Source organism: Streptomyces griseofuscus (assembly GCF_014673495.1).
Classification (GTDB): domain Bacteria; phylum Actinomycetota; class Actinomycetes; order Streptomycetales; family Streptomycetaceae; genus Streptomyces; species Streptomyces murinus.
Map to the genome: position 1 here is coordinate 7,519,655 of NZ_CP051006.1, position 20,869 is coordinate 7,540,523.

General features: G+C 74.4%; 21 protein-coding genes. 11 read left to right on the top strand and 10 right to left on the bottom strand.

The window, feature by feature from the left end; all coding sequences use genetic code 11:
• Positions 1-6: 6 nt before the first annotated feature.
• Both HEP81_RS34135 and HEP81_RS34140 read right to left on the bottom strand, forming a co-directional pair.
• Positions 7-861, bottom strand: a complete 855-nt coding sequence (locus HEP81_RS34135; protein WP_037655866.1) for an MOSC domain-containing protein — start codon at positions 859-861, stop codon at positions 7-9.
• Positions 862-904: 43 nt separating this feature from the next.
• Positions 905-1,345, bottom strand: a complete 441-nt coding sequence (locus HEP81_RS34140) for a DUF6643 family protein (RefSeq protein ID WP_037655864.1) — start codon at positions 1,343-1,345, stop codon at positions 905-907.
• Between the two features lie 304 nt (positions 1,346-1,649).
• Here HEP81_RS34140 and HEP81_RS34145 point away from each other — a divergent pair, with 304 nt between their 5' ends.
• Positions 1,650-2,984, top strand: a complete 1,335-nt coding sequence (locus HEP81_RS34145) for a TerD family protein (RefSeq protein WP_037655934.1) — start codon at positions 1,650-1,652, stop codon at positions 2,982-2,984.
• A 1-nt stretch (position 2,985) separates the two neighbouring features.
• On the opposite strand, the gene HEP81_RS34150 is transcribed toward HEP81_RS34145, so the two are convergent.
• Positions 2,986-4,179: a glycosyltransferase gene (locus HEP81_RS34150; RefSeq protein WP_106979918.1), complete on the bottom strand. Its 1,194-nt coding sequence runs from the start codon at positions 4,177-4,179 to the stop codon at positions 2,986-2,988.
• 39 nt (positions 4,180-4,218) lie between these two features.
• Between HEP81_RS34150 and HEP81_RS34155 the strand changes: the two genes are divergently transcribed.
• The 6 genes from HEP81_RS34155 to HEP81_RS34180 all read left to right on the top strand — a co-directional run bounded on the left by HEP81_RS34155 (position 4,219) and on the right by HEP81_RS34180 (position 9,302).
• Positions 4,219-5,013: a glutamate racemase gene (locus tag HEP81_RS34155; protein ID WP_051850163.1), complete on the top strand. Its 795-nt coding sequence runs from the start codon at positions 4,219-4,221 to the stop codon at positions 5,011-5,013.
• Between the two features lie 104 nt (positions 5,014-5,117).
• Positions 5,118-5,663: a hypothetical protein gene (locus HEP81_RS34160; protein ID WP_037655859.1), complete on the top strand. Its 546-nt coding sequence runs from the start codon at positions 5,118-5,120 to the stop codon at positions 5,661-5,663.
• Positions 5,664-5,697: 34 nt separating this feature from the next.
• Positions 5,698-6,252, top strand: a complete 555-nt coding sequence (locus HEP81_RS34165; RefSeq protein ID WP_037655856.1) for a GNAT family N-acetyltransferase — start codon at positions 5,698-5,700, stop codon at positions 6,250-6,252.
• A gap of 63 nt (positions 6,253-6,315) precedes the next feature.
• Positions 6,316-7,926, top strand: coding sequence for an apolipoprotein N-acyltransferase (gene lnt / locus HEP81_RS34170; RefSeq protein ID WP_037655931.1), 1,611 nt, complete (start codon positions 6,316-6,318; stop codon positions 7,924-7,926).
• A gap of 54 nt (positions 7,927-7,980) precedes the next feature.
• Positions 7,981-8,460: an NUDIX hydrolase gene (locus HEP81_RS34175; RefSeq protein WP_037655854.1), complete on the top strand. Its 480-nt coding sequence runs from the start codon at positions 7,981-7,983 to the stop codon at positions 8,458-8,460.
• Between the two features lie 113 nt (positions 8,461-8,573).
• A complete protein-coding gene (locus HEP81_RS34180; protein ID WP_051850162.1) occupies positions 8,574-9,302 on the top strand; it encodes a 3-hydroxybutyrate dehydrogenase in 729 nt (242 codons plus the stop codon).
• Positions 9,303-9,365: 63 nt separating this feature from the next.
• Here the strand turns inward: HEP81_RS34180 and HEP81_RS34185 are convergent, their stop codons facing one another.
• Positions 9,366-9,770 carry a pyridoxamine 5'-phosphate oxidase family protein gene (locus HEP81_RS34185; RefSeq protein WP_037655852.1) on the bottom strand — a complete coding sequence of 135 codons (405 nt, stop codon included), beginning with the start codon at positions 9,768-9,770 and terminating at the stop codon, positions 9,366-9,368.
• Between the two features lie 340 nt (positions 9,771-10,110).
• Complete coding sequence (locus HEP81_RS34190) at positions 10,111-10,500, bottom strand: hypothetical protein (RefSeq protein ID WP_037655850.1); 390 nt, start codon at positions 10,498-10,500, stop codon at positions 10,111-10,113.
• Between the two features lie 257 nt (positions 10,501-10,757).
• On the opposite strand from HEP81_RS34190, the gene HEP81_RS34195 reads away from it, so the two are divergent.
• The gene (locus HEP81_RS34195; RefSeq protein ID WP_037655848.1) at positions 10,758-11,498 is read left to right on the top strand and encodes an FAD binding domain-containing protein; all 741 of its coding nucleotides are present in this window, start codon (positions 10,758-10,760) and stop codon (positions 11,496-11,498) included.
• Here the strand turns inward: HEP81_RS34195 and HEP81_RS34200 are convergent.
• Positions 11,465-12,097, bottom strand: a complete 633-nt coding sequence (locus tag HEP81_RS34200) for a TetR/AcrR family transcriptional regulator (protein ID WP_037655846.1) — start codon at positions 12,095-12,097, stop codon at positions 11,465-11,467. The two genes, HEP81_RS34195 and HEP81_RS34200, sit on opposite strands and share 34 nt — an antisense overlap.
• A gap of 138 nt (positions 12,098-12,235) precedes the next feature.
• Between HEP81_RS34200 and HEP81_RS34205 the strand changes: the two genes are divergently transcribed.
• The gene (locus tag HEP81_RS34205; RefSeq protein WP_037655844.1) at positions 12,236-13,102 is read left to right on the top strand and encodes a class I SAM-dependent methyltransferase; all 867 of its coding nucleotides are present in this window, start codon (positions 12,236-12,238) and stop codon (positions 13,100-13,102) included.
• Positions 13,103-13,127: 25 nt separating this feature from the next.
• Here HEP81_RS34205 and HEP81_RS34210 read toward each other — a convergent pair whose 3' ends face one another.
• Positions 13,128-13,499, bottom strand: coding sequence for a VOC family protein (locus HEP81_RS34210; protein ID WP_037655841.1), 372 nt, complete (start codon positions 13,497-13,499; stop codon positions 13,128-13,130).
• A gap of 92 nt (positions 13,500-13,591) precedes the next feature.
• Between HEP81_RS34210 and HEP81_RS34215 the strand changes: the two genes are divergently transcribed.
• Complete coding sequence (locus HEP81_RS34215) at positions 13,592-14,053, top strand: MarR family winged helix-turn-helix transcriptional regulator (RefSeq protein WP_037655839.1); 462 nt, start codon at positions 13,592-13,594, stop codon at positions 14,051-14,053.
• A 21-nt stretch (positions 14,054-14,074) separates the two neighbouring features.
• Here HEP81_RS34215 and HEP81_RS34220 read toward each other — a convergent pair whose 3' ends face one another.
• Complete coding sequence (locus HEP81_RS34220; protein WP_037655838.1) at positions 14,075-14,959, bottom strand: helix-turn-helix domain-containing protein; 885 nt, start codon at positions 14,957-14,959, stop codon at positions 14,075-14,077.
• Between the two features lie 145 nt (positions 14,960-15,104).
• Here HEP81_RS34220 and HEP81_RS34225 point away from each other — a divergent pair, with 145 nt between their 5' ends.
• Positions 15,105-15,905 (top strand): alpha/beta fold hydrolase, encoded by an 801-nt coding sequence (locus HEP81_RS34225; RefSeq protein WP_037655837.1) that lies wholly within the window; start codon positions 15,105-15,107, stop codon positions 15,903-15,905.
• A 14-nt stretch (positions 15,906-15,919) separates the two neighbouring features.
• Here HEP81_RS34225 and HEP81_RS34230 read toward each other — a convergent pair whose 3' ends face one another.
• Positions 15,920-18,244: a SpoIIE family protein phosphatase gene (locus HEP81_RS34230; RefSeq protein ID WP_157854435.1), complete on the bottom strand. Its 2,325-nt coding sequence runs from the start codon at positions 18,242-18,244 to the stop codon at positions 15,920-15,922.
• A gap of 158 nt (positions 18,245-18,402) precedes the next feature.
• On the bottom strand, positions 18,403-20,781 hold the full coding sequence (locus tag HEP81_RS34235; RefSeq protein ID WP_243279679.1) for an FUSC family protein: 2,379 nt from the start codon (positions 20,779-20,781) through the stop codon (positions 18,403-18,405).
• Positions 20,782-20,869: the final 88 nt, after the last annotated feature.

Here is a 20,869-nt window from a genome sequence, read left to right on the forward strand (position 1 = left end):
CCCGATCTACCGATCTCCGGCCGATGTTCTCCCGCCCCGCTCCAGCACCCGCACCGGATCGCCGACCCGGATGGTCCCGCGCGTGAGCGGAACGAGGTTCTGCCCGAAGACGAGACTCCCGCCGAATCTGCGATGCCGGGCCAGTGTGTACAGCGGCTCCCGGCCGCGCGCGGCGGTGCCCTGGTCGGTGGTGGTCACCACACAGCGCCCGCAGGTGCGCGCAACCCGGAAGACGACCTCGCCGACGGAGAGGCGCGCCCATTCGTCCTCCGCCCACGCCTCGGTGCCACCGACCACGACACTGGGCCGGAAACGGTTCATGGGCAGCGGCCCCTCGGCGGCGTGCCGGCCCTCGGCTATCAGGGAGTTGAGGGCGTCGAGCGAGGCCGACGTGGTGACGAGCAGGGGATAGCCGTCCGCGAAGCTGACCGTCTCGCCCGGCAGCGCGTAGTCCGGGTCGACGGGCCGGCGGGTGGCCGGGTCGTCCAGATGCACCAGGCGCACGTCCCGGTCGAGATAGGCGCTGCACCAGGCGTGCGCCGCCGCCGCGGCCGGCACCGCCTCTATTTTCTGCCCGAAGATGTTCACCGGCACGGTGCCCGAGGGCTCCGGCACCTCGATGGTGATCGCCGATCGCCCGGCCGCCGACAGACGCAGACCGCCGCCGGCCAGAGGCTCGGCGGCGGCCAGGGCGAGACGTGGCTGCTCCCGCTGGGTGACGACCTTCCCCCCGGCGTCGATCAGTGCCCAGCGCCGGTCTCCGGCCAGCCCCCAGGGCTCCACCACGGCCGCGTCGGCCGCGAGGCCCTGGAACGCCTTGACCGGGTAGAGATGGATCGACTGCACTGCGGCGAATTCCATGTCGCCATCGTGCCAGGTGCCACCGACAGCGGGGGCGCTTCGATCAGTAACCCCGCTGCTGAGGGTTGTTGTACGGGTCCTGGTACGGCGCCTGCACGGGCCGGGGCGCGGCCGGGCGCATCGCCTCGTAGCCGGTGCCGGGCTGCATCGGGCGCTGCTGCGGGGCACCCGGGCCGGGGTAGCCGCGCGGGGCGCTCGCCTGCTGCGGGATGTACGCCGTGGGCGCCTGCTGGAACGGGGCGGGCTGTGGCTGCTGGGGATAGCCGTAGCCGGGAGCCTGGGGCTGCGGGGAGGGCGCGGCCGGCAGGGCGGGGAGGGCCGACGGCAGGGCGGGCAGGTGGCTGCCCATGTCGTAGGCGGCGGGGACCCGGATCGGGGCGATCTGCGGGGTTCCCCGCTCGGCCACGAGGGAGTCGTAGATCGGAGTGTCCCGGAAGGAGGCGGAGTAATAGCCGCCGCCATAGGTGGAGCGGGGGGAGGTCATGGCACATAAGTTAAGCCCACGATGTGCTGGTTGGGGAGACCGATAAGAGGGTTGTTTTCCGTGTCGGCGGTGACCGGGGATGCTCAATCAGAGCGAACTTGTCGAAAAAGGGCAGCGGTTCACGTATAGATCATGTAAGGAACGGGCTTCTGGGCCGGGTTACCGGCGGTCGACCGGCGATCTTCCTGCGTCTTTGCCCGCGCGGCCCAGGGGAGTTCGGCGGGGCCGGGCATAGCTTGGGCATGCGGGGATGATCCGGACGTCCGTGGACACCGTGGACGGGAGCGAGGGGGTCGACATGACGATGGCGAAGGGTTCGAACACACCGGTTCCGGCCACCGCGCTGCGGGTCGAGCTGGGGCGGCGCCAGGGGCCCGGAGTGCCCGACGCGGACGCCTCCGCGCTGCTGCTCGCCGCGGGGAAGGTCCGCACCGACGCGGACTTCGTCTTCTACAACCAGCCCGCCCATCCCTCGGGCGCGGTGCGGCATGAGGGCAAGCGGACCGAGGGCGCGCTCGTCGTGGACACCCTGACCGTGGACCTGGCGCGGGTGGAGGGCGCGATCGAGCGGATCGTCCTCGCCGCCTCGGCGGACGGCGGCACGTTCGGACAGGTCCCGGACCTGTACATCGAGGTGACCGACCCCGCATCCGGCCAGGTCGTCGCCCGCTTCGACAGCCCGGGCGCGACCGTGGAGACCGCCTTCCTGCTCGGCGAGTTCTACCGCCGCCAGGGCGGCTGGCGGTTCCGCGCCGTCGGCCAGGGCTACGACAGCGGACTCGAGGGCCTCGCCACGGAGTTCGGCATCACCGTGGACGAGCCGCAGCACGCGGCACCCTCACCCGCACCGGCCCCGCCGACGGTCGTACCACCCTCACCCGCGCCGGCCCCACTGCCGGACGTACCACCCCCACCCGCCCCGGCCTCCCTCGCCGACGCGCCGCCCCCGCCCGCCTGGGCCCGTGTGACCGACGTGCCGCCGCCCCCGGCGCCCGCCGCACCCCCGGTCCGCCTCGCGAAAGTCACCCTCACCAAGGCCGCCCCCTCCGTCTCGCTGGCGAAGCAGGGCGGTACCTCGGGCGTCCTGCGGGTGAACCTCAACTGGCAGATGCGCAAACAGCTTTCGGGCTGGGGCGCGCGCTGGGGCGGCGGCGGGTCCGCGGACCTCGACCTCGACCTGTGCGCCCTGTACGAACTCGCCGACGGCCGCAAGGGCGTCGTCCAGGCGCTCGGCAACTCCTTCGGATCGCTGCACCGGCCGCCGTACATCCATCTCGACGGCGACGACCGCACCGGCGCCGCGGCGAGCGGCGAGAACCTCACCGTCAACCTCGACCACCTGGCGGACCTGCGCCGCGTCCTCGTCTTCGTCACCGTCTACGAGGGCGCGTCCTCCTTCGCCGGACTGCACGCCACCGTCACCCTCCAGCCGCAGTACGGCGCCCCCGTCGACTTCGCGCTGGACGAGTGCACGGCCCCCTCCACGGTGTGCGCGCTCGCCCTGATCACCAACACGGGCGGCGATCTCGTCGTCCGGCGCGAGGCCCGCTACCTCGTACCGGAGCGCGGGGTGAGCCCGCAGCGGACCGTGGACCGCGCCTACGGCTGGGGCATGAACTGGACGCCCGGCCGCAAATGACTCAGCCCTCGTCGGGAACCGCGTCGGGACGGGCGTACGTACGGCCCTTCCAGGCGGCCCCGCGCCCCCGGTAGTGCTGCACCGCCGAGTCGACCGTCATCAGCAGATACAGGAACGCGGTGTACGGCAGCAGCGGGGCGAGCCACAGCGGCTGCCGGTAGTAGCGCAGCATCGGCAGGTAGGTGCCCGCCATCACCGCCCACGCCAGCGCGCCGACGCCGGCCACCGGCCCGCTGCCCGCCGCCGCGCCCGCGAGCACGGCCACCGGCGGCACCAGGTACACCAGCGCGAGCCCGGCCACCGTGCCGAGCAGCAGCGGCGGGCTGTGCCGCAGCTGGGCGTAGGCGCTGCGCGAGACCATCCGCCACAGGTCGCCCAGCCGCGGGTAGGGCCGCACGCTGTCCACCCGGTCGGCGAGGCCCAGCCAGACCCGCCCGCCCGCGCCCTTGACCGCGCGGGCGAGGGCGACGTCGTCGATGACCGCGTGCCGGATGGCGTCCGGGATCCGCGCCTTCTCCGCCATGCCGGCGCGCAGCAGGACACAGCCGCCCGCCGCGGCCGCCGTGCGCGACCCCGGCCGGCCGATCCACCGGAAGGGATACAGCTGCGCGAAGAAGTACACGAACGCCGGGACCACCAGCCGCTCCCAGCGGCTCTCCACCCGCAGCCGCGCCATCTGCGAGACCACGTCGAAGCCGCCGCCATGGGCCGCCGCCACCAGTTCCCGCAGGCTGTCCGGGGCGTGCGCGATGTCCGCGTCCGTCAGCAGCAGGTACTCCGGCTCGCGCGCGCGGGCCAGCGCGATGCCGTGCCGCACCGCCCACAGCTTGCCCGTCCAGCCCGGGGGCGGCTCGCCGGGCGAGCCCACGGTGAGCGGCAGCCCACCGTGCCGCTCCGACAGCGCGCGGGCCAGCTCCCCGGTGCCGTCCGTGCTGCCGTCGTCCACCAGGAAGACCTCGGCCCGCCCCGGATAGTCCTGCGCGAGCAGCGAGGGCAGGCTCGCGGGCAGTACGGCGGCCTCGTCGCGGGCCGGTACGACCACGCAGACCGACGGCCACACCTCCGGGTCCCGGCGCAGCGGCAACCGGACGTCCGTGCGCCAGAAGAAGCCCTGGCACAGCAGCAGCCAGCACCAGGCGGCCAGCGAGACGACGGTGATCCACAGGAAGGCGCTCACGGGCGCAGTCTGCCCCACCCGGGCCGTTCACATGAGCGGATCGTCTATCGTGGCCGGGTGAAGATCGCGCTCATGGACTCCGGAATCGGTTTGCTCGCGGCCACGGCCGCGGTACGACGCCTACGGCCCGACGCGGATCTCGTTCTCTCCCTGGACCCCGACGGCATGCCCTGGGGACCCCGCACCCCCGAGGACCTCACCCGGCGCGCGCTGGACGTCGCCGAGGCCGCCGCGGCCCGCCGTCCCGACGCGCTGATCGTCGGCTGCAACACGGCCAGCGTGCACGCCCTGCCCCCGCTGCGCGCCCGCCTGGAGCCCGGCATCCCGGTGATCGGCACCGTCCCGGCGATCAAGCCGGCCGCGGCCGGCGGCGGCCCCTTCGCGATCTGGGCGACCCCCGCCACCACCGGCAGTGCCTACCAGCGCGGCCTCATCGCGGACTTCGCCGACGGCGTGCCGGTGACCGAGGTGCCCTGCTGGGGTCTCGCCGAGGCCATCGAACACGCGGACGAGGCGGCGATCGAGACGGCCGTCGCCGCGGCCGCCGCGCTGACACCGGCGGAGGTGACGACCGTCGTCCTCGGCTGCACCCACTACGAGCTGGTCGCCGAGCGCATCCGGGCCGCCGTGCAGCGCCCCGGCGCGGCCCCGCTGGTCCTGCACGGCTCGGCCGGTGCGGTGGCCGCGCAGGCACTGCGCCGACTGGGCGAACTTCCCGCCTCCGGGGCGCCCGCCGAGGGCGGCCTCACGGTGCTGCTCAGCGGCCGCGAGGGCGAGCTGCCCGCGGCGGCGCTGCACTACGCCGAGGGACGGCTGCTGCCCGCGGTGGAACCCTTCGCCGACCGCCGCTGACCCTGCCCGCTCACCCGTTCCGCCTCCGTCGTCCAGGGCCGCACGGGGCGGGCACGGGCCGGGAGGCGGTACCCGCGCGGGGAATCCTGAGTAACCTCGTAGTCATGAGGGACCAGCCCCATACCGAGGACGACGCCACCCCCGAGATCTGGACCGGACGCGCCACCAACCGGGTGCAGTGGCTGCTGGCGCTGGCCGGGGCGGCCTGCCTGGCCCTGGGGATCAAGCTGGCCGTGGACTCCGCGTGGACGTCCGGGATCACCGCGCTGACGATGTCCGTGGTCGGCTGCATCGCGGCCGGGCTGCTGGTCATCTTCGGCACCCTCGCCTTCGTCCATGTCGACCTCAGACTCGACCGGGAGTGCGTCGAGGTGCGCTGCGGCCACATCGGAGTGCCGCGCCGCCGCATCCCGCTCTCCCATGTGGCGGGCGCCGACTTCACCGCCCTGGTGACCCCGCGGCAATGGGGCGGCTGGGGCTACCGCTGGCGCCCCGAGAAGGGCACCGCGGTCGTCGTACGCCGGGGCGAGGGCATCGTGCTCAGCCTGTGGGACGGACACACCTTCACCATCACCGTGGACAACGCGGAATCAGCGGTACGAGTGATCAGGGCACGGCTGCGCTCGATCACCCCGGGGTCGGCCGCGTAGCGGATCCCGGGCGGGTCCCGATAGCTTGCCCGCCATGACCGAACCCGCACCCGTCGCCTGGCCGCCCGCCCCGATCAGGACCGAGCGGCTCGTGCTGCGCGAGCCCAAGGCCCGGGACCGGGCGGCGTTCATCGACCTGTCCGCCTCGCCGGAGGTGGGCACCTACGTCGGTGGCGCCCGGCCCCGCGCGGAACTCGAACGCGTGGTGCCCGAGGTGCCCGGGCGGCGGCCCGGCCTCTTCGTGGTCGAGCTCGACGGGACGATGATCGGCTTCGTCCAGCTGCTCGACCGGCGCGCCCCGGAGCGCCCCGGCCATGTCCGCCCCGAGGGCGGGGAGGCGGAGCTGGGCTATATGTTCCTGCCGCACGCGTGGGGACACGGCTACGCGGCCGAGGCGTGCGCGGCGGCGCTCGACTGGTTCGCGGACGCGCTGCCCGGCGAGCCCGTGGTGCTCACCACCCAGACCGCCAACGCCCGCTCCATGCGACTCGCGGCGAAGCTCGGATTCACCGAGGTGGAGCGGTTCGAGGACTACGGCGCCGAGCAGTGGTTCGGGGTCTGGTCCCCGCTCGCCGCACAGCCGGGTTGAGGCGGTGAGCGCCCGCCGACCGTGGCTGTCGACGCCGAGGTCAGCGGCCGTACACTCACCCGGGTGACCGTCACCGCAACTTCCGTGGACCAGCCGGACCGGCTCCGGACGTCCCCCGCGCCCGGCGCATGGCGTCGCCGGCTGCTGCGCCTGGTCCCGGCCCTCGCCTCCGCCCTGTGCGGAGTGCTGCTCTACGTCAGCTTCCCTCCACGCCCCCTGTGGTGGCTGGCGCTCCCCGCGTTCGCCGGGTTCGGCTGGGTGCTGCGGGGGCGCGGCTGGAAGGCGGCCCTCGGGCTCGGCTATCTCTTCGGCCTCGGCTTCCTGCTGCCCCTGCTGGTGTGGACCGGCGTGGAGGTCGGCTACCTGCCGTGGCTGGCCCTGGTCGCGGTGGAGGCCGTGTTCGTCGCCCTGGTCGGTGTGGGTGTCGCCGCCGTGTCCCGGCTGCCCGGCTGGCCGGTGTGGGCCGCGGCGATCTGGATCACCGGCGAGGCCGTACGGGCGCGGACGCCCTTCGGGGGCTTCCCCTGGGGGAAGATCGCGTTCGGACAGGCGGACGGCGTCTTCCTGCCGCTCGCCGCGGTCGGCGGCACCCCCGTCCTGGGCTTCGCGGTCGTGCTGTGCGGCTTCGGCCTGTACGAGGCGGCCCGCCTTCTGGCCGAACGGCGCCGCTCGCGCACCGTGCGCCGGGCCGCGGCCGCCGCCGCGCTGCTCAGCGTGGCGGTGCCGGTGGCCGGTGCGTTCGCCGCGCGCGGCCTGGTCAGCGACAAGGCCGAGGACGGCACCAGGACGGTCGCCCTGATCCAGGGCAATGTGCCGCGCGAGGGCCTGGAATTCAGCGCCCAGCGCCGCGCGGTGCTGGACCGCCATGTGAAGGAGACCCTCAAGCTCGCCGCCGACGTCAAGGCGGGCAAGGTCCCGAGGCCCGACTTCGTGCTCTGGCCGGAGAACTCCTCCGACCTCGACCCCTACAACGACCCGGACGCCGCCGCCGTCATCGACGAGGCGTCGGCGGCCATCGGGGTGCCCATCTCGGTCGGCGCCGTCGTGGACAAGGACGGCAAGCAGCTCAACGAGCAGATCCTGTGGGACCCGGCCAAGGGCCCGACGCAGACGTACGACAAACGGCAGATCCAGCCGTTCGGCGAGTACATGCCGCTGCGCGGGTTCGTCGGGGCCATCAACAAGGACTGGACCACGATGCTCCGCCAGGACTTCAGCCGGGGCACCAAGCCGGGCGTGTTCGACATGGACGGCGCCAAGGTCGGGCTCGCCACCTGCTACGAGGCCGCCTTCGACTGGGACGTGCGGGACACCGTGACGCACGGCGCCGAGATGATCTCCGTACCGAGCAACAACGCGACCTTCGACCGCAGCGAGATGACCTACCAGCAGCTCGCCATGTCCCGGATCCGCGCCGTCGAGCACAGCCGCACCGTGACCGTCCCGGTGACCAGCGGCGTCAGCGCGATCATCATGCCGGACGGGAAGATCACCCAGCGGACCGGCATGTTCGTGCCCGCCTACCTGGAGCAGAAGGTGCCGCTGCGCACCTCCACCACGCCCGCGACCGACCTCGGCATCCTGCCCGAGATGGCGCTCGTGCTCGTCGCCGTGGGCGGCATCGGCTGGGCGATCGGGAGCGGGCTGCGGGCGCGCCGCGCGGGCGAGGCGTAGCACCCGGGCGACGCGGGGCTCAGGGGCGCGCGACGCCCGGTTAGGGTCGGTCCCATGGCTACTCCTGACTTCATCCGCACCCTGCGGGCCTCGGCCGGCCACCAGCTGCTCTGGCTGCCCGGGGTCACGGCGATCGTCTTCGACGACGCGGGCAGGGTGCTCCTCGGCCGGCGCACCGACACCCGTAAATGGTCGGTGATCGGCGGCATCCCGGAGCCGGGCGAGCAGCCCGCGGACTGCGCGGTGCGGGAGGTCTTCGAGGAGACGGGCGTACGGTGCCTGCCCGAGCGGGTCGTCCTGGTCCAGGCGCTCCAGCCGGTCACGTACGGCAACGGGGACGTCTGCCAGTACATGGACATCACCTTCCGCTGCCGGGCCGTGGGCGGCGAGGCCCGGGTCAACGACGACGAGTCGCTGGACGTCGGCTGGTTCGCGGTGGACGCGCTGCCCGCTCTGAACGAGTTCGCGCTCTCCCGGATCAAGCAGGCCATGGCCGAGGAGCCCACCTGGTTCGAACCGGCCACGCTCGGCTGACCCCGGCACGCTCGGCCACCCGGCCACGCTCGGCTGACCCCGGCACGCAGGGCACAGCACCCGTGGCCGGCACGCTCCCCGCCGGGGCCGGTGACCTTGGTTAGGGTCGGCCCATGACCTCCCGCATCCAGCCCCTCGCCCTCGATCTCGCCGGCCGCACCGCCCTCGTCACCGGTGCCGCGAGCGGAATCGGCCGTGCCTGCGCGCTGCGCCTGGCGGCGGCCGGGGCCCGGGTGAGAGCCGTCGACCGGGACGCGCCGGGGCTCGCCGGACTCGCCGAGGAGGCGCGGGACCTCGCGGGCGCCGTCGTCCCGCACGTCCTCGACCTCACCGACCTGGACGCGGCCGAGGCGGCGGCAGCCGGCACCGATGTGCTGGTCAACAACGCGGGGCTGCAACTGGTGCGCCCCATCGAGGAGTTCCCGCCGGACGTCTTCCACACGGTGCTGACCGTGATGCTGGAGGCGCCCTTCCGCCTGGTGCGTGGCGCCCTGCCGCACATGTACGGGCAGGGCTGGGGCCGGATCGTCAATGTGTCCTCCGTGCACGGGCTGCGCGCCTCCGCGTTCAAGTCCGCGTACGTCGCCGCCAAGCACGGTCTGGAGGGCCTGTCCAAGACGGCCGCGCTGGAGGGCGCCGCGCACGGCGTCACCTCCAACTGCGTGAACCCTGCCTACGTCCGCACCCCCTTGGTGGAGAAGCAGATCGCCGACCAGGCGGCGGCCCACGGCATCCCCGAGGAGCGGGTGCTTGCCGAGGTGCTGCTGAAGGACAGCGCGCTGCGGCGCCTGCTCGAACCGGAGGAGGTCGCCGAGGCCGTGGCCTATCTGTGCAGTCCTTAGGCGTCCTTCGTCACCGGTACGTCCCTGGTCCTGGACGGCGGCTGGACCGCCCACTGAGCCTGCTCACGCGCCGGTCAGCTCACGCCCCGTGACCACCTCGGAGTCGATCCGCACGAGCACGTCATCGCCCACCGGCATCCAGGAGTCCGGGCCGTCGAGGAGTTCCTGGCCGTCGGGGACCGGCAGCAGCATGGCGCGGCCGGTGACGACCACGCTCCAGCCGGAGCGGGTGGCCGCGTCGAACTCGTCCGCCTCGAAGGCGACGACGGCACCGTCGATGGCGCGCACGAGGTCCGCGCCCGCCGAGGTGCGCAGCAGCACGGAGGAGTCCGCGGCGAGGCAGAAATTGACGGGGAGGACGGCGGGGAGCGCCTGCTTGGTGTACACGACCCGGCCGACCGGCACCCCGGCCAGCAGGCGCAGACAGGTCCCCCGGTCGAGCGCGCGAAAGCCGTCGTTCTGGAGCACCGGTCCATCGTGCCCGCGCGGACCCGGCCGGGATAGGGCCGGTCGGCCCTCGTCCGTGCCTGGGGGGCCTCCCTCGGCATCTGGATGGCCTCCCTCGCCGCCGAGGCTCCGTGCACCGGATGCCTCGGCACCACCCGGCCGGGCCCGCGCGGCCATGGCTGACACCAGCGCGGCCCGCTGCACACGGAACGAGCCGCGCGGGTCGGCCAGGGCGGCGAGTGCATTCGGGTGGGGCGCGTTGGGTTTGCGGGAAGCGCCGGTGCTGGGGGCGGAAGTGACGTACGGCCCTGAGACTTTGCGGAGGCGGCGAGCGCGTGACTCACCTTGCTCTATCGGCCGTTCACAAGGTCTCGCCGCCCCGCCAGGGCGGCGGGGTCGCCGTCCTGCGGGTGCCGTGTGTGCGGTGGGCGACGCGGTCGGTGCGGCTGCGCAGACGGTCCTGGAGGCGGTCGGCGAGTTCGCGGGCGCTGTGCTCACGGGCGTGGACGACGACGAGGTAGTGACCCACCCGGATCTCGGCACCGGCGGTCCAGGGCTGTCCGACATGGTGGGCGGCCGCCCTGCTGACCCGGATCTCGCCGCTCACGGGCGGCAGACCCGGCCGGCCGAGCACGGCGTCCATCTTCTCCCGGAGATAGGCGAGGTCCTCCTCGGGCATCTCGCCCTCCACCCGTACGCGGACGGCGACGGCAGTCTCGGGGGCGCGGACGCCGGTGTCCCTTGCAGTCATGTGCTCCACTCCTTCTGATCGTTGCGTGCTGATCGTTCGGTGCAGCGCACCCAGCGTCTCCCGCGCACCGCCCCCGCCCCAGGGCCGCCCGACCCGGGGACCCGGGCCGGTGGTCCCGGCCGCCGGACCCACATTCCGGAACCGGCCGACTTCCCTCGAATCCGCATGACGTGGCGCCCGTGCCTGTGTGAGCCCTGGACGCGCCCCCGCGTACGCGAGCAGACTGCGGTCTCCCCGAGGAAGGCAGGTCGGTCGCCATGCTGTTGCGTCTGCCCACGTCCGTGTCCGAAGCGCAGGAGTGCCTGGCGGAGGGGGCGGTCCCGGTCGGCGGGGCGACACTGGTGTGGGCCACGTGGCAGCGCGAGGGATTTCCCGAACTGGCCATGTCGCTAAGGCAGTTGCCGCAGGCCAATGCCATCGGCGCCGAGCGGCTGGGCGCCGCCGTGCTGCTCGGGCAGATAGACGGCCGGGTGCCGGACGTGCTGCGCCGCGCGGCCGGCACGGTGGGCACCGGGGCGGTACGCCGCGCGGCGACGGTGGGCGGCAACCTGGTGGGCAGCGCGCTGCGTTGTCTGCTCCCGGCCGCCCTGGTCCTCGACGCACGGGCCACGGTGCTGGAGTCCGACGGCGTCCGTGAGACGGACCTGGCCGAAGTCGTCGCGAAACGGCCCCTGTTGCTCAGCCTGCGCTGGTCCGCCCCGCTCGCCTGCGCCTACCGCAAGCTCCCCGCCGACGCGGGCGCCCCGCCGCCCCTCGTGGTGGCCTCGGCCCTGCACGCGGGGGACGGCGCGGCTGACGATGCGGGCGCCGCCGCGGGGTACGGCGTCCGGGTCGCCGTACGGGACGGTTACGAGGTGTTCGAGGGCGCCGCCGTGACCGGCGCCGACCCCGAGGAGACCCTGGAGTCCCTGCGCGCCACCGTCCTCGGCGATCTGCCCGCCGCCGCGTGGACGGTCGTACGGTCTCAGGTGCTCGACCTGCTGGCGCGCGAGCGCTGACCCGCGGGGCCGTCCGGTCCGTCGACCAGGGCGGCCACCAGACGGGTCATCGCGGGCCGGGGGTCGGGTGTGCCGGGCCAACTGGTCATCAGGAGGTGGTGCGCGGTACCGACGATCGCGAGCGCCGCGGTGCCCGGATCGACGGACCCCGCCACCCTGCCGAGCTCCTGTTCGGCCTCCAGATAGCCGGTGACGGCCTCCTGGATCGCGGCGAACCCCGGCGCCCCGCCCTCCAGCGCCTCACGGATGAGGACCGCGGCGCCGGGGCGCGTCATGGCCAGGCCCGACAGGGCCGGACCACCCGAGTCGAACAGCGCGCGCACGACCGCGTCCAGGTTCCGCACCACCGTGCCCTGCCCGGCGAGCCCCGTCAGCGCCCCCGCCTTCGTCGCCGTCCGCGCGAACCGGTCCAGGCACAGCTCGGCCACGAACTCGTCGAGCCCCGCGAAGTGAGTGTGCAGCAGCCCCTTGGCACAGCCCGCCTCGGTGGTGACGGCACGGCTGGTGAGCGCGCCGGGACCGTCCCGTTCGACGACGCGCTCGGCCGCCGCGAACAGCCGCTCGCGCACATCCGGCGTCGCCACTCCACGCGGTGACATGGGCCTCTCTTCCGTTCCGCCGTCCTCGCCCGCAAGGGGCGCAGCACCCCGGATGGTAACGGGGATTGCGGGTATGGGCAGACGCCCATACAGTTTGGGCACACGCCCATTCTTCGCTGCCCACCGCAGGAGGCCCCCGTGCCGGACATCGTCAACACCGAGCAGGCGCAGGCATGGAACGGCCCGGAAGGCACCCACTGGGCGCGCCACCAGGACCGCTGGAACGCTGTCAACGAGGGTTTCAACGAGCCGCTGCTCGAAGCCGCCGCGATCGCCGGGGCGCACCGCGTCCTCGACCTCGGCTGCGGCTCCGGGCAGACCACCCGGCTCGCCGCGCTGCGCGCACCCCGGGGCGGCGCGCTGGGCCTCGACCTGTCCGGGCCGATGCTGGCCGAGGCGCGGGCCCGCGCGGAGCGGGAGGGCATCGCCAACGTGACCTTCGCACAGGGCGACGCACAGGTGCACCCGTTCGAGCCGGGCGCTTTCGATGTGGCCGTCAGCCGTTTCGGGGTGATGTTCTTCGCCGACCCCGTGGCGGCGTTCGGCAACATCGGCCGGGCGCTGCGGCCCGGCGGACGCCTGGCGTTCGTCTGCCCGGCCGACGCCGCGCTCAACGGCGGGGTGGCGGCGCTGGCCTCCCTGCGCGACATCCTGCCGTTCGGCGACCTCGGCAGGCCGGGGCTCCCCGGCATGTTCTCCCTGGCCGCCCCGGACCGCGTCCGCGACGTGCTCACCGCGGCCGGCTTCACCGGCGTCACGATCGACGAGGTGCGGGCGGACGGGATCTGGGGTGACGGAGCCGAGGACGCCGCGGACTTCCTGCTCGGCACCGGCCCCGGGGGCCATCTGATGCGGCAGGCCGACACGGCGACCCGCGCCGAGGCCCGCCGCACCCTGACGGACCGGCTGCGCCCCCATGAGACGGAGGACGGCACGGTCCGGCTCCCCAGCACGTCCTGGCTGGTCACGGCGGTGCGCCCGGCCGTGCCGGCGGAGCGGCCCTGACATCCGCCGTCGGAGGGCGTCCCGGTCAGTCCCCGTGGACGGTGAGCCGGTAGCCCTCGGGGCCGGTGAAGGAGAACGACGGACCGAACGGGGTCGCCTGGAGCGGGGTGACGCCTTCCGTGCCCGCCGCGACGAGCTGCTCGCGCAGGGCCGGGGCGTCGGTGGTGCGCAGCCACAGGGCGACACCGAGGCCGGGCTGTCCTGCGCCGTCCAGATCGACGCCGGGCAGCGGCTCGCGGACGGCGAACGGGATCGGGCCGGTGGCGAAGACGGCCGCGTTCGCCGGTCCGCCCGGCGCCCGCCGCAGTCCGAGCCGCTCCTCGAAGAACGCGGCCGCGGCCGGTACGTCCCTCACCTGGAGGGCGATGAAATCAGGGCCTTCGACGGTGGCGGTCATGGTGACTCCAAGGGTGGTCTGTCGATGCGCATATGTCAGAACTTTGACATAGCGACAGTAGACCCCGGCCTCCGGCATGTCAAAATACTGACATGAAAGATCGAGCCCCCGTCCCCTCGCCCCATCCCGCGCAGGACGTCACCGAGCACGTGGGATACCGCCTGAAGAAGGCCTCGGCCGCGCTGCGCGGCGCCATGGACAAGGCGCTGCGCGAGCACGGCCTCACCGTCCCGCAGTACTCCTGCCTGGAACTCCTCGACGAACGGCCCGGCCTGTCCAACGCCGACCTCGCGCGCGGCACCTTCGTCACCCGGCAGTCGGCCAATGTCGTCCTGCGCGGCCTGAAGGAGGCCGGTCTGATCACCCAGGCGACCAGCACCGACCACGGCCGGGCGCTGCCCGTCCACCTCACCCCCGCCGGGCTGGAGCGGCTGCACGCCGCGCGCGGCGCCGTGTACGCCATCGAGGAACGCATGATCGAGAACATCCCCGCGCGTCGGCTGACGGCACTGCTGGCCGACCTCGACACGATGACCGGAAACCTGGAGGCGTGACCGGCCTGCCGTGACGGCGATTCAGGTGCTGGAGGCGTCGGCCGTCCCATAAGCGGCGCGCCAGGCGGCCGGGGGTGTGCCGGTCTGGCGGCGGAAGAACGTGCTGAAGTTGCCCGCGTCGCAAAAGCCGAGGCGCCGGGCGCAGCCGGTGACCGGCAGGTCGGTGTGTGCGAGGAGTCGCTTGGCCTCCAGCAGGACGCGCTGGTCGAGGAAGGCCTTGGCACCCGTGCCGGCGCCGGCCCGGGTCGCCCGGGTGAGGGTGCGTACGTCGTAGCCCAGGGCCCCGGCGTAGTCGGCCACGTGGTGCCACTCGGTGAAATGCTCCTCCACGGCGGCCCGGTAGGCGCGGAAGACGTCCGCGGACCGGTCGCCGGGCGGGAGCGCGTCGGGGCGGGCGGGCGCGTCGGGAAGTGTCCGCAGGAGCAGTGCCGCCAGCAGGTGGGAGAGCAGCGCGGGAGATCCCAGGCGCGGGTCGCGCGCGCTCGCCTCGTGCTCGCGGCGGAGGTGTTCGGCTGCGAACAGGGCCAGCGGAAGCCGCCGTTCGTCCAGCTGCCAGCACGCCGGGGCGGTGGCCTCCGCCGCGGTGAATCCGGCGAGGAACCCGGGCCGGAAGAGGATCAGCGGGCCGTCGCAGGAATCGATGTCGCTCCAGCGGTGCACCATGCCGGGCCGGATCCACACGACGCCGCCCTCCGTCAGCCGGTAGCCGCGGAAGTCGGCCTCGTGGCCGCCGGTGCCGGAGGCGATCAGGGCGAGGACATGGAAGTCGGGGCGCTGGGGGAGCACGCGCAGCCGCCGGGTGTCCATGCGGCGCAGGGCGGCGAAGTCGAGGACCTCCACACCGTGGGCCGAGCCGACGGCGGGGAGATAGCGCAGCTGTCGTACGGCATCGTGTCCGTTTTCCACAAGCACCGTGCTCCTTTCCACCGGGAAGCGAATCCCACCGGCCGTACGGTCGAGGTACGCCTGACAGGCAGTTCAGATTACTTGTTCGGGCCTCGGCCGCAGCGCTGCGGCCGGCTCAAGCAGGCGGGTGAGAGGGAGGACGACGATGGAAAGCACAAGGCCGGTGGCGGTGCCGGGCGGATCTGTTGAGGTACGGATCGGGGGCGGGGGCCGTACCGGGCCGACGCTGGTGTTCGTGCACTACTGGGGCGGCTCCGCGGGGACCTGGGACGAGGTGATCGGCCGCCTTCCACCCGGGCAGCCGACCGTCCGTTTCGACCAGCGTGGCTGGGGCGCGGCGCGGGAACTGCCCGGGCCGTACCACCTGGACCGGCTCGCCGACGATCTCGCGTGCGTGCTGGACGCGTGCGTGCCGGGGCCGTTCGTCCTGGTCGGGCATTCGATGGGCGGCAAGGTGAGCCAGCTCCTCGCCGCCCGCGGGCCCGCCGGTCTGCGGGGCGTGGTCCTCGTCGCGCCCGCACCGCCCGAGCCACCGGCCACGGTGACCGAGGAGTACCGGCGGGTGCTCTCGCATGCGTACGACTCACCCGAGTCCGTACGGCACGCCCTCGACCGTGTCCTGACCGCCACGCCGCTGCCCGAGACGGTGCTGGCCACCGCGGTGCGCGACAGCCTCGCCGCCGGAGGCGAGGCGCGGCGGGAGTGGCCGTCGCACGGCATCGCGCGGGACATCACCGGCGCCGTGCGCGACATCGCGGTCCCGGTGACCGTGCTGGCCGGTGCGCGCGACGTGGTGGAACCGCCGGACGTCCTGCGCGCGCACCTTTTGCCGTACATCCCGCACGCGGTCCTCACCACCGTGCCCGCCGCCGGCCATCTGCTCCCCCTGGAGGCCCCCGGCGCCGTCGCGGCCGCCCTCGGCGAGTTTCTGGCGCGCCTGCGGTGAAGCACCCGGGGTGGCTATGAACCCAGCGGCAGCACCCGGGCGATGAGGAGGGCGACGTCGTCGTGGCCGGCCGGGTGGCGCAGTTCGCGCAGCAGGCGGTCGCAGGTGTCCTCCGGGGAGGGGGAGGGCGCGGAGAGCAGGCGGAGCAGTTCGTCCAGGCGGGCGTCGATCGGGTCGTCCCGGGTCTCCACCAGCCCGTCGGTGTAGAGCACCAGTTGATCGCCGGGCCGCAGTGCGAGCGTGGTGGACTCGAAGGGCACACCGCCGACGCCCAGCGGGGTGCCGGTCGGCAGGTCGAGGAGCCGGGGCGGGCCGTCGGAGGGGATCAGGACCGGCGGCAGATGCCCGGCCGACGCCGCCTCCAGGCGGGCCAGCCGGGGATCGTGCACGGCGTAGACGCAGGTGGCGATGTACGGGTCGAGGCCGAGGGTGATCCGGTCGAGGTGGGTGAGGACGCGCGCCGGGTCGAGATCGAGGTCGGCCAGCGTGGAGGTGGCGGTGCGCAGCCGGCCCATGGTGGCCGCAGCCGCGATCCCGCTGCCCATGACGTCGCCCACCGCGAGGGCGGTACGGTCGCCGTCCAGCGGGATGACGTCGTACCAGTCGCCGCCGACCTCGCCGATCGCCTGCGCGGGCCGGTAGCGGGCGGCGATCTCCAGGCCCGGGTGGTGCGGCGAGAGCCGGGGCAGCAGGCTGCGCTGAAGGGCTTCCGCGGTGCTGCGGGTGTGCTGGTGCAGCACGGCGTTGTCGATGCTCAGGGCGGCGCGCGAGGCGAGTTCGCAGGCCAGCTCCAGATCGTCGGCGTCGAAGGGCGCGGGATTGCGGGCCCGGGCCAGGCCCATCACCCCGATGCACTGGCCGCGGGCGATCAGTGGGATGGCCATGTCGGTGTGCACCCCGGCCCGGGCCAGCAGCCGGGCGGCCTCGGCGTCGGCGGCCACGCGGCCGACCTCGCCGCTGTCCAGATGGGTGATCAGCACGGGACGCCCGGTGCGCACGCTCTGGGCCGCGGGATGGCCGGCGTGGTAGACGGTGAGCCGTCCGGGCGGCACCAGCGCTCCGGCCGCGTCGGTCGGGTAGGCGGTCTTCACCGCCAGCGCGCGGAACAGCGGGGGGCCCTCACCCGGATCCGTACGGCCCATGCGCAGCATGCTGTCCAGCAGATCCACCGCGGCCATGTCGGCGAGGTCCGGCACCAGGACGTCGGCCAGTTCCTGAGCCGTGCGCTCCACCTCCAGGGTGGTGCCGATGCGCGCCGAGCCGCGGGCGATCAGCCGCACCCGCCGCTGGGCCCGCTCGGCCTCCTGGGCGGCGCGATAGCGGTCGGTGACCTCCACCGCCACCTTGGCGACGCCCAGCGTGTGCCCCTGGTGGTCCTCCAGCCGGTACAGCGATGTCATCCAGGCGTGATCGCTGCCCGGGTCGGCGGCGGTACGGCCCACCACCTCCTGGTTCACCAGGGGGACACCGGTGTCCAGCACCCGGCGCATGGAATCTTCGAGCGCCTGGAACGCCGTGTCGGGGAACAGCTCCCCGAGGCGCCGGCCCACATGGTCGGTCTCGGACAGTCCGTGCATGGCCGCGAGGGCGGGGTTGACGGCCACGTACCGCAGCTCGGTGTCCAGGACGGCCAGCCCGATCGGGGCCTGCGTGACCAGCCGGGCGGACAGGGCGGCGTCGCGCTCCACCCGGCGCAGGGTGGAACGGTCGGTGGCCAGCCCCAGCGCGTAGTGATCGCCGAGATGGTCGGTCAGCCGCATGTTGCGGAACTCGACGGTCCTGGTGCCGCCGTCCTTGCGCCGCACCGGGAACGCCCCGGCCCAGCCCCGGCCGGTCTCCATCACCTCGGCGAACAGCTCGATCGCCGCGTCCCGGTTCTCGGGGCTCAGCAGCAGAGGCGCCGCGTACTGCCCGACCGCCTCCGCACGGTCGTATCCGAACAGCTCCTCGGCCTGCGGGCTCCACATGTCGATCCGGCCGTCGGCCTCCAGGAGTACGGCGGCCACGCCCAGGAGGTCGAAGAGGCCGGTCGGCTGCTCGGTCCCGGGTTCCGTGGCGCGGTCCGCCCGGGGCGGGACGGCCTGGTCCGGTGCCGCGGTGTGCTCAGGCCGGGGCCGCACGGGCCGGTCCTGGTCGTCCTCGGGGGCCGTGGCGTGGCCGGCGCGGGGGTCCGTGACCGGGTCGACCGGGTCGACCCGGTCCGTCCGAGGGCGTGCGGACCGCTCGGCCCGGGGCTCCGCGGCCGGGTCCGGCCGGGGCTCTGCGGCACGGTCCGGCCCCGGCTCCGCCCGCGCCGTCTCGGGCTGGTCCGGGTCCGGGTGCCGCGTCCCTCCGCTCATCCCACTCGCTCCTTCCGCCGCCCCGCCGGGCCGACGCCGTTGTGTCCGGCCCTCGGCGGCCGCGGGGCACGCACCGTGGTGAGCGCCGTACGCGGGGGAGAGCCGGGCCTCACCTCACGCCTACCCCTGGACGGGCGATCCGCAGCGACCCGTAGGGGTCAGTCCGGGGGAACCGGTCCGGGACCGGCCCGTCCCCTTCGGGGTTCGCCGGCCGTGTCCCCGGTGCCGTCGGGCCTGTTTCCGGTGGTCGCGGCGCCGTCCTCGGTGTCCTCGGGTCCGCTCTCGGCACCACCCGGTCGGCCCACACCCTCCCCGTCCCCGTCCGTCCCGAGTTCCTCGGCCCCGCGCGCGATCCTGGACAGATCGGCCATGAGGGAGTCCAGCCAGGACACGGTGGCGTAGTAGAGCCGGGGCGCGCCCGGCGGCTCCGCGTCGGCGTCCGCCAGGGACCGGGCGAGCCGGGGCACCGGGCCCGTCGGGGTGTCGCCGCCGGGGTCCAGGGCCGCGGAGACCAGCAGCATGCGCCCGGCCACCCGGTCCCCGAGGCCGCTGACCTTGGTGGCGGTGGAGCCGAGGCCGGTGCACGGCGGCTCCAGCAGCCGTTCCGAACCCCACAGGGTGTGATGCCCGGCCATCAGGGCCGCCTGCCAGTCCACCGTGGGCAGCACCGGCCCGCGCCCCCGGCCGCCGAACGGCGTCGGCTCGCTCTGGAACTGCCCGTACGCGGACTCCGCCAGGATCACGGCGTGCTGGAGCGAGCGGTGCCCCGGCATCCCCGCCGGTACGGCCGCCCGCCGCAGCGGCCCCGCCAGGGCCACTGAGGCACTGGTCGCCACCACGATCTCGGCCGCCCTGCGCAGCAGCTCCGCCGTCGCGTACCGCAGCTCGTCATGGGCGCCGCGCGGCCAGGCCAGCAGCCCGAACACCGCGCCGATCGCGCTGCCGACCAGCACATCGAGCAGCCGCACCTCCGCCAGCCGCCAGGTCGGCGGCGCCAGCTGGGCGAAGACCAGGGCCACCAGCACGGTGAACAGACCCTGCGCCCAGCCGACCCCCTTGACCGGCCCGACCGTGAAGGCGAACAGCATCCACAGGGGGAGGAGCACGGCGTAGACATTGGTGTGGGTGCTGACCAGGGCCAGCGTGCCGCCGGTCACCAGGGCGCCGGCCAGGGTGCCGGCGAGCGCGGACCTGATGGTGCTCCAGGTCTCGTCCATGGTGGTGCGGGTCAGGGTCAGGGTCGCCAGCGTCGCCCAGAAGCCGTGCGGGAGCGTGTCCACGCCCGCCACCAGCCGCGCCGCCGTCAGCGCCAGGGCGATGCGCACCGCGTTCTGGAAGAACACCGAGCGCCGTTCGGCATGTCCGCGCACCCGGTGCCACCACAGCGCGGGGCCCCGGGTGGCGGCGTACCAGAAGCGCTCTGGCGGCCCGCTCACCGAGGCCCGCCGGCCGTGCACCGCGAGATCGGCCGCCGCCCCCATCGCCAGCGCGGCGTCGGCGACCTCCAGTACGGCCGCGTGCCGCCGCAGCACGTCCGGCGCCGGTGTCCCCCCTTCCCCCGGATGGGCCGCGGACCGGGCGGACAGCACGGCACGGACCGCGGCCAGCTCCTGGTAGGCGGCCAGGGGCGAGGCGCCCTCGCGCAGACAGCTCGCGGTGGCGGTGGCCAGCCGCGCGGCCGCGTCGAGTACGGCGGTGACGAGGGCGTCGGGCGGGCTACAGGGCGCGGCCGGCGGCCGGACATCGCCGTCGGGCGTGGTCAGCGGCCGGACGCCGCCCCCCGACATGGCCGACAGCCGGGGCAGCCTGCTCAGCAGCGCTCGGGTCGCCAGGCCCGTGTGGGACAGGGCGCGGTCCCGTACGCCCGGGCCCGCCGGACGGTCCGCCTCGGGCACCGTCAGGGAGCGCAGCCGGTGTCCCGCCTCCCGGGCGGTACGGATCTCGGCCCGGGAGAGGGTGTAGGGCGGGGCGGCGAGCAGGGTGGTGCAGCGGGCCGCGACGGCGGCCGCGTGGGCGGCGCGCGCCCGGTACGGCGGCGGGGTCCGTTCGGGGAAGAGCAGGGCCTCGGCGAGGACGAGCAGGGCCATGCCGGTGGTCGTACCGAGCAGCCGGTCGCCGAGCTGGCCGGGGTCGTAGGGCGGGAACGACGGCAGGATGTACAGGAGTTGCAGCCCCGGCGCGGCCCCGGCCGGGCGCGGGCCGCCCACGGCGGAGAAGGCCAGCGCGAAGCCGACGACCAGCATGCCGACGACGGCGCTCCAGGTCCGCACCGACAGATACGTCCCGACGACCACCAGCAGCCAGCCCACCGGGATCAGCCGCAGTACCACCACGGCGCGCTGCCGCCCGGTGCCCGGGATCCTGGAGAGGCCGCCCAGCGCCACCGCGGCGAACAGGGCGTACGTGGCGGCGACGGGGCGGTCCAGGCCGTAGCGGAAGAGAGAGAAACCGCCCGCGGCGACCAGCGTCACCTGGACCGCCCGGCGCCCCGGGGCGGCGTACGGCGCGGGGATCCGGCCGGCGGGAACACCAGACACCCCTCCAGGCTCACGCATCACCGCGCGCCCGGCACCTGCGGACAGGCACCGGGCGCGCGTTCGGGGGACCCGTGCGGGCCGTTGCCCG

Excerpts from the sequence above, each read along its gene's own strand:
- HEP81_RS34135 (WP_037655866.1), bottom strand. The coding sequence starts at position 861 with ATGGAATTCGCCGCAGTGCAGTCGATCCATCTCTACCCGGTCAAGGCG.
- HEP81_RS34140 (WP_037655864.1), bottom strand. The coding sequence starts at position 1,345 with ATGACCTCCCCCCGCTCCACCTATGGCGGCGGCTATTACTCCGCCTCC.
- HEP81_RS34145 (WP_037655934.1), top strand. The coding sequence starts at position 1,650 with ATGGCGAAGGGTTCGAACACACCGGTTCCGGCCACCGCGCTGCGGGTC.
- HEP81_RS34160 (WP_037655859.1), top strand. The coding sequence starts at position 5,118 with ATGAGGGACCAGCCCCATACCGAGGACGACGCCACCCCCGAGATCTGG.
- HEP81_RS34165 (WP_037655856.1), top strand. The coding sequence starts at position 5,698 with ATGACCGAACCCGCACCCGTCGCCTGGCCGCCCGCCCCGATCAGGACC.
- HEP81_RS34175 (WP_037655854.1), top strand. The coding sequence starts at position 7,981 with ATGGCTACTCCTGACTTCATCCGCACCCTGCGGGCCTCGGCCGGCCAC.
- HEP81_RS34180 (WP_051850162.1), top strand. The coding sequence starts at position 8,574 with ATGACCTCCCGCATCCAGCCCCTCGCCCTCGATCTCGCCGGCCGCACC.
- HEP81_RS34190 (WP_037655850.1), bottom strand. The coding sequence starts at position 10,500 with ATGACTGCAAGGGACACCGGCGTCCGCGCCCCCGAGACTGCCGTCGCC.
- HEP81_RS34195 (WP_037655848.1), top strand. The coding sequence starts at position 10,758 with ATGCTGTTGCGTCTGCCCACGTCCGTGTCCGAAGCGCAGGAGTGCCTG.
- HEP81_RS34200 (WP_037655846.1), bottom strand. The coding sequence starts at position 12,097 with ATGTCACCGCGTGGAGTGGCGACGCCGGATGTGCGCGAGCGGCTGTTC.
- HEP81_RS34210 (WP_037655841.1), bottom strand. The coding sequence starts at position 13,499 with ATGACCGCCACCGTCGAAGGCCCTGATTTCATCGCCCTCCAGGTGAGG.
- HEP81_RS34215 (WP_037655839.1), top strand. The coding sequence starts at position 13,592 with ATGAAAGATCGAGCCCCCGTCCCCTCGCCCCATCCCGCGCAGGACGTC.
- HEP81_RS34225 (WP_037655837.1), top strand. The coding sequence starts at position 15,105 with ATGGAAAGCACAAGGCCGGTGGCGGTGCCGGGCGGATCTGTTGAGGTA.
- HEP81_RS34230 (WP_157854435.1), bottom strand. The coding sequence starts at position 18,244 with ATGAGCGGAGGGACGCGGCACCCGGACCCGGACCAGCCCGAGACGGCG.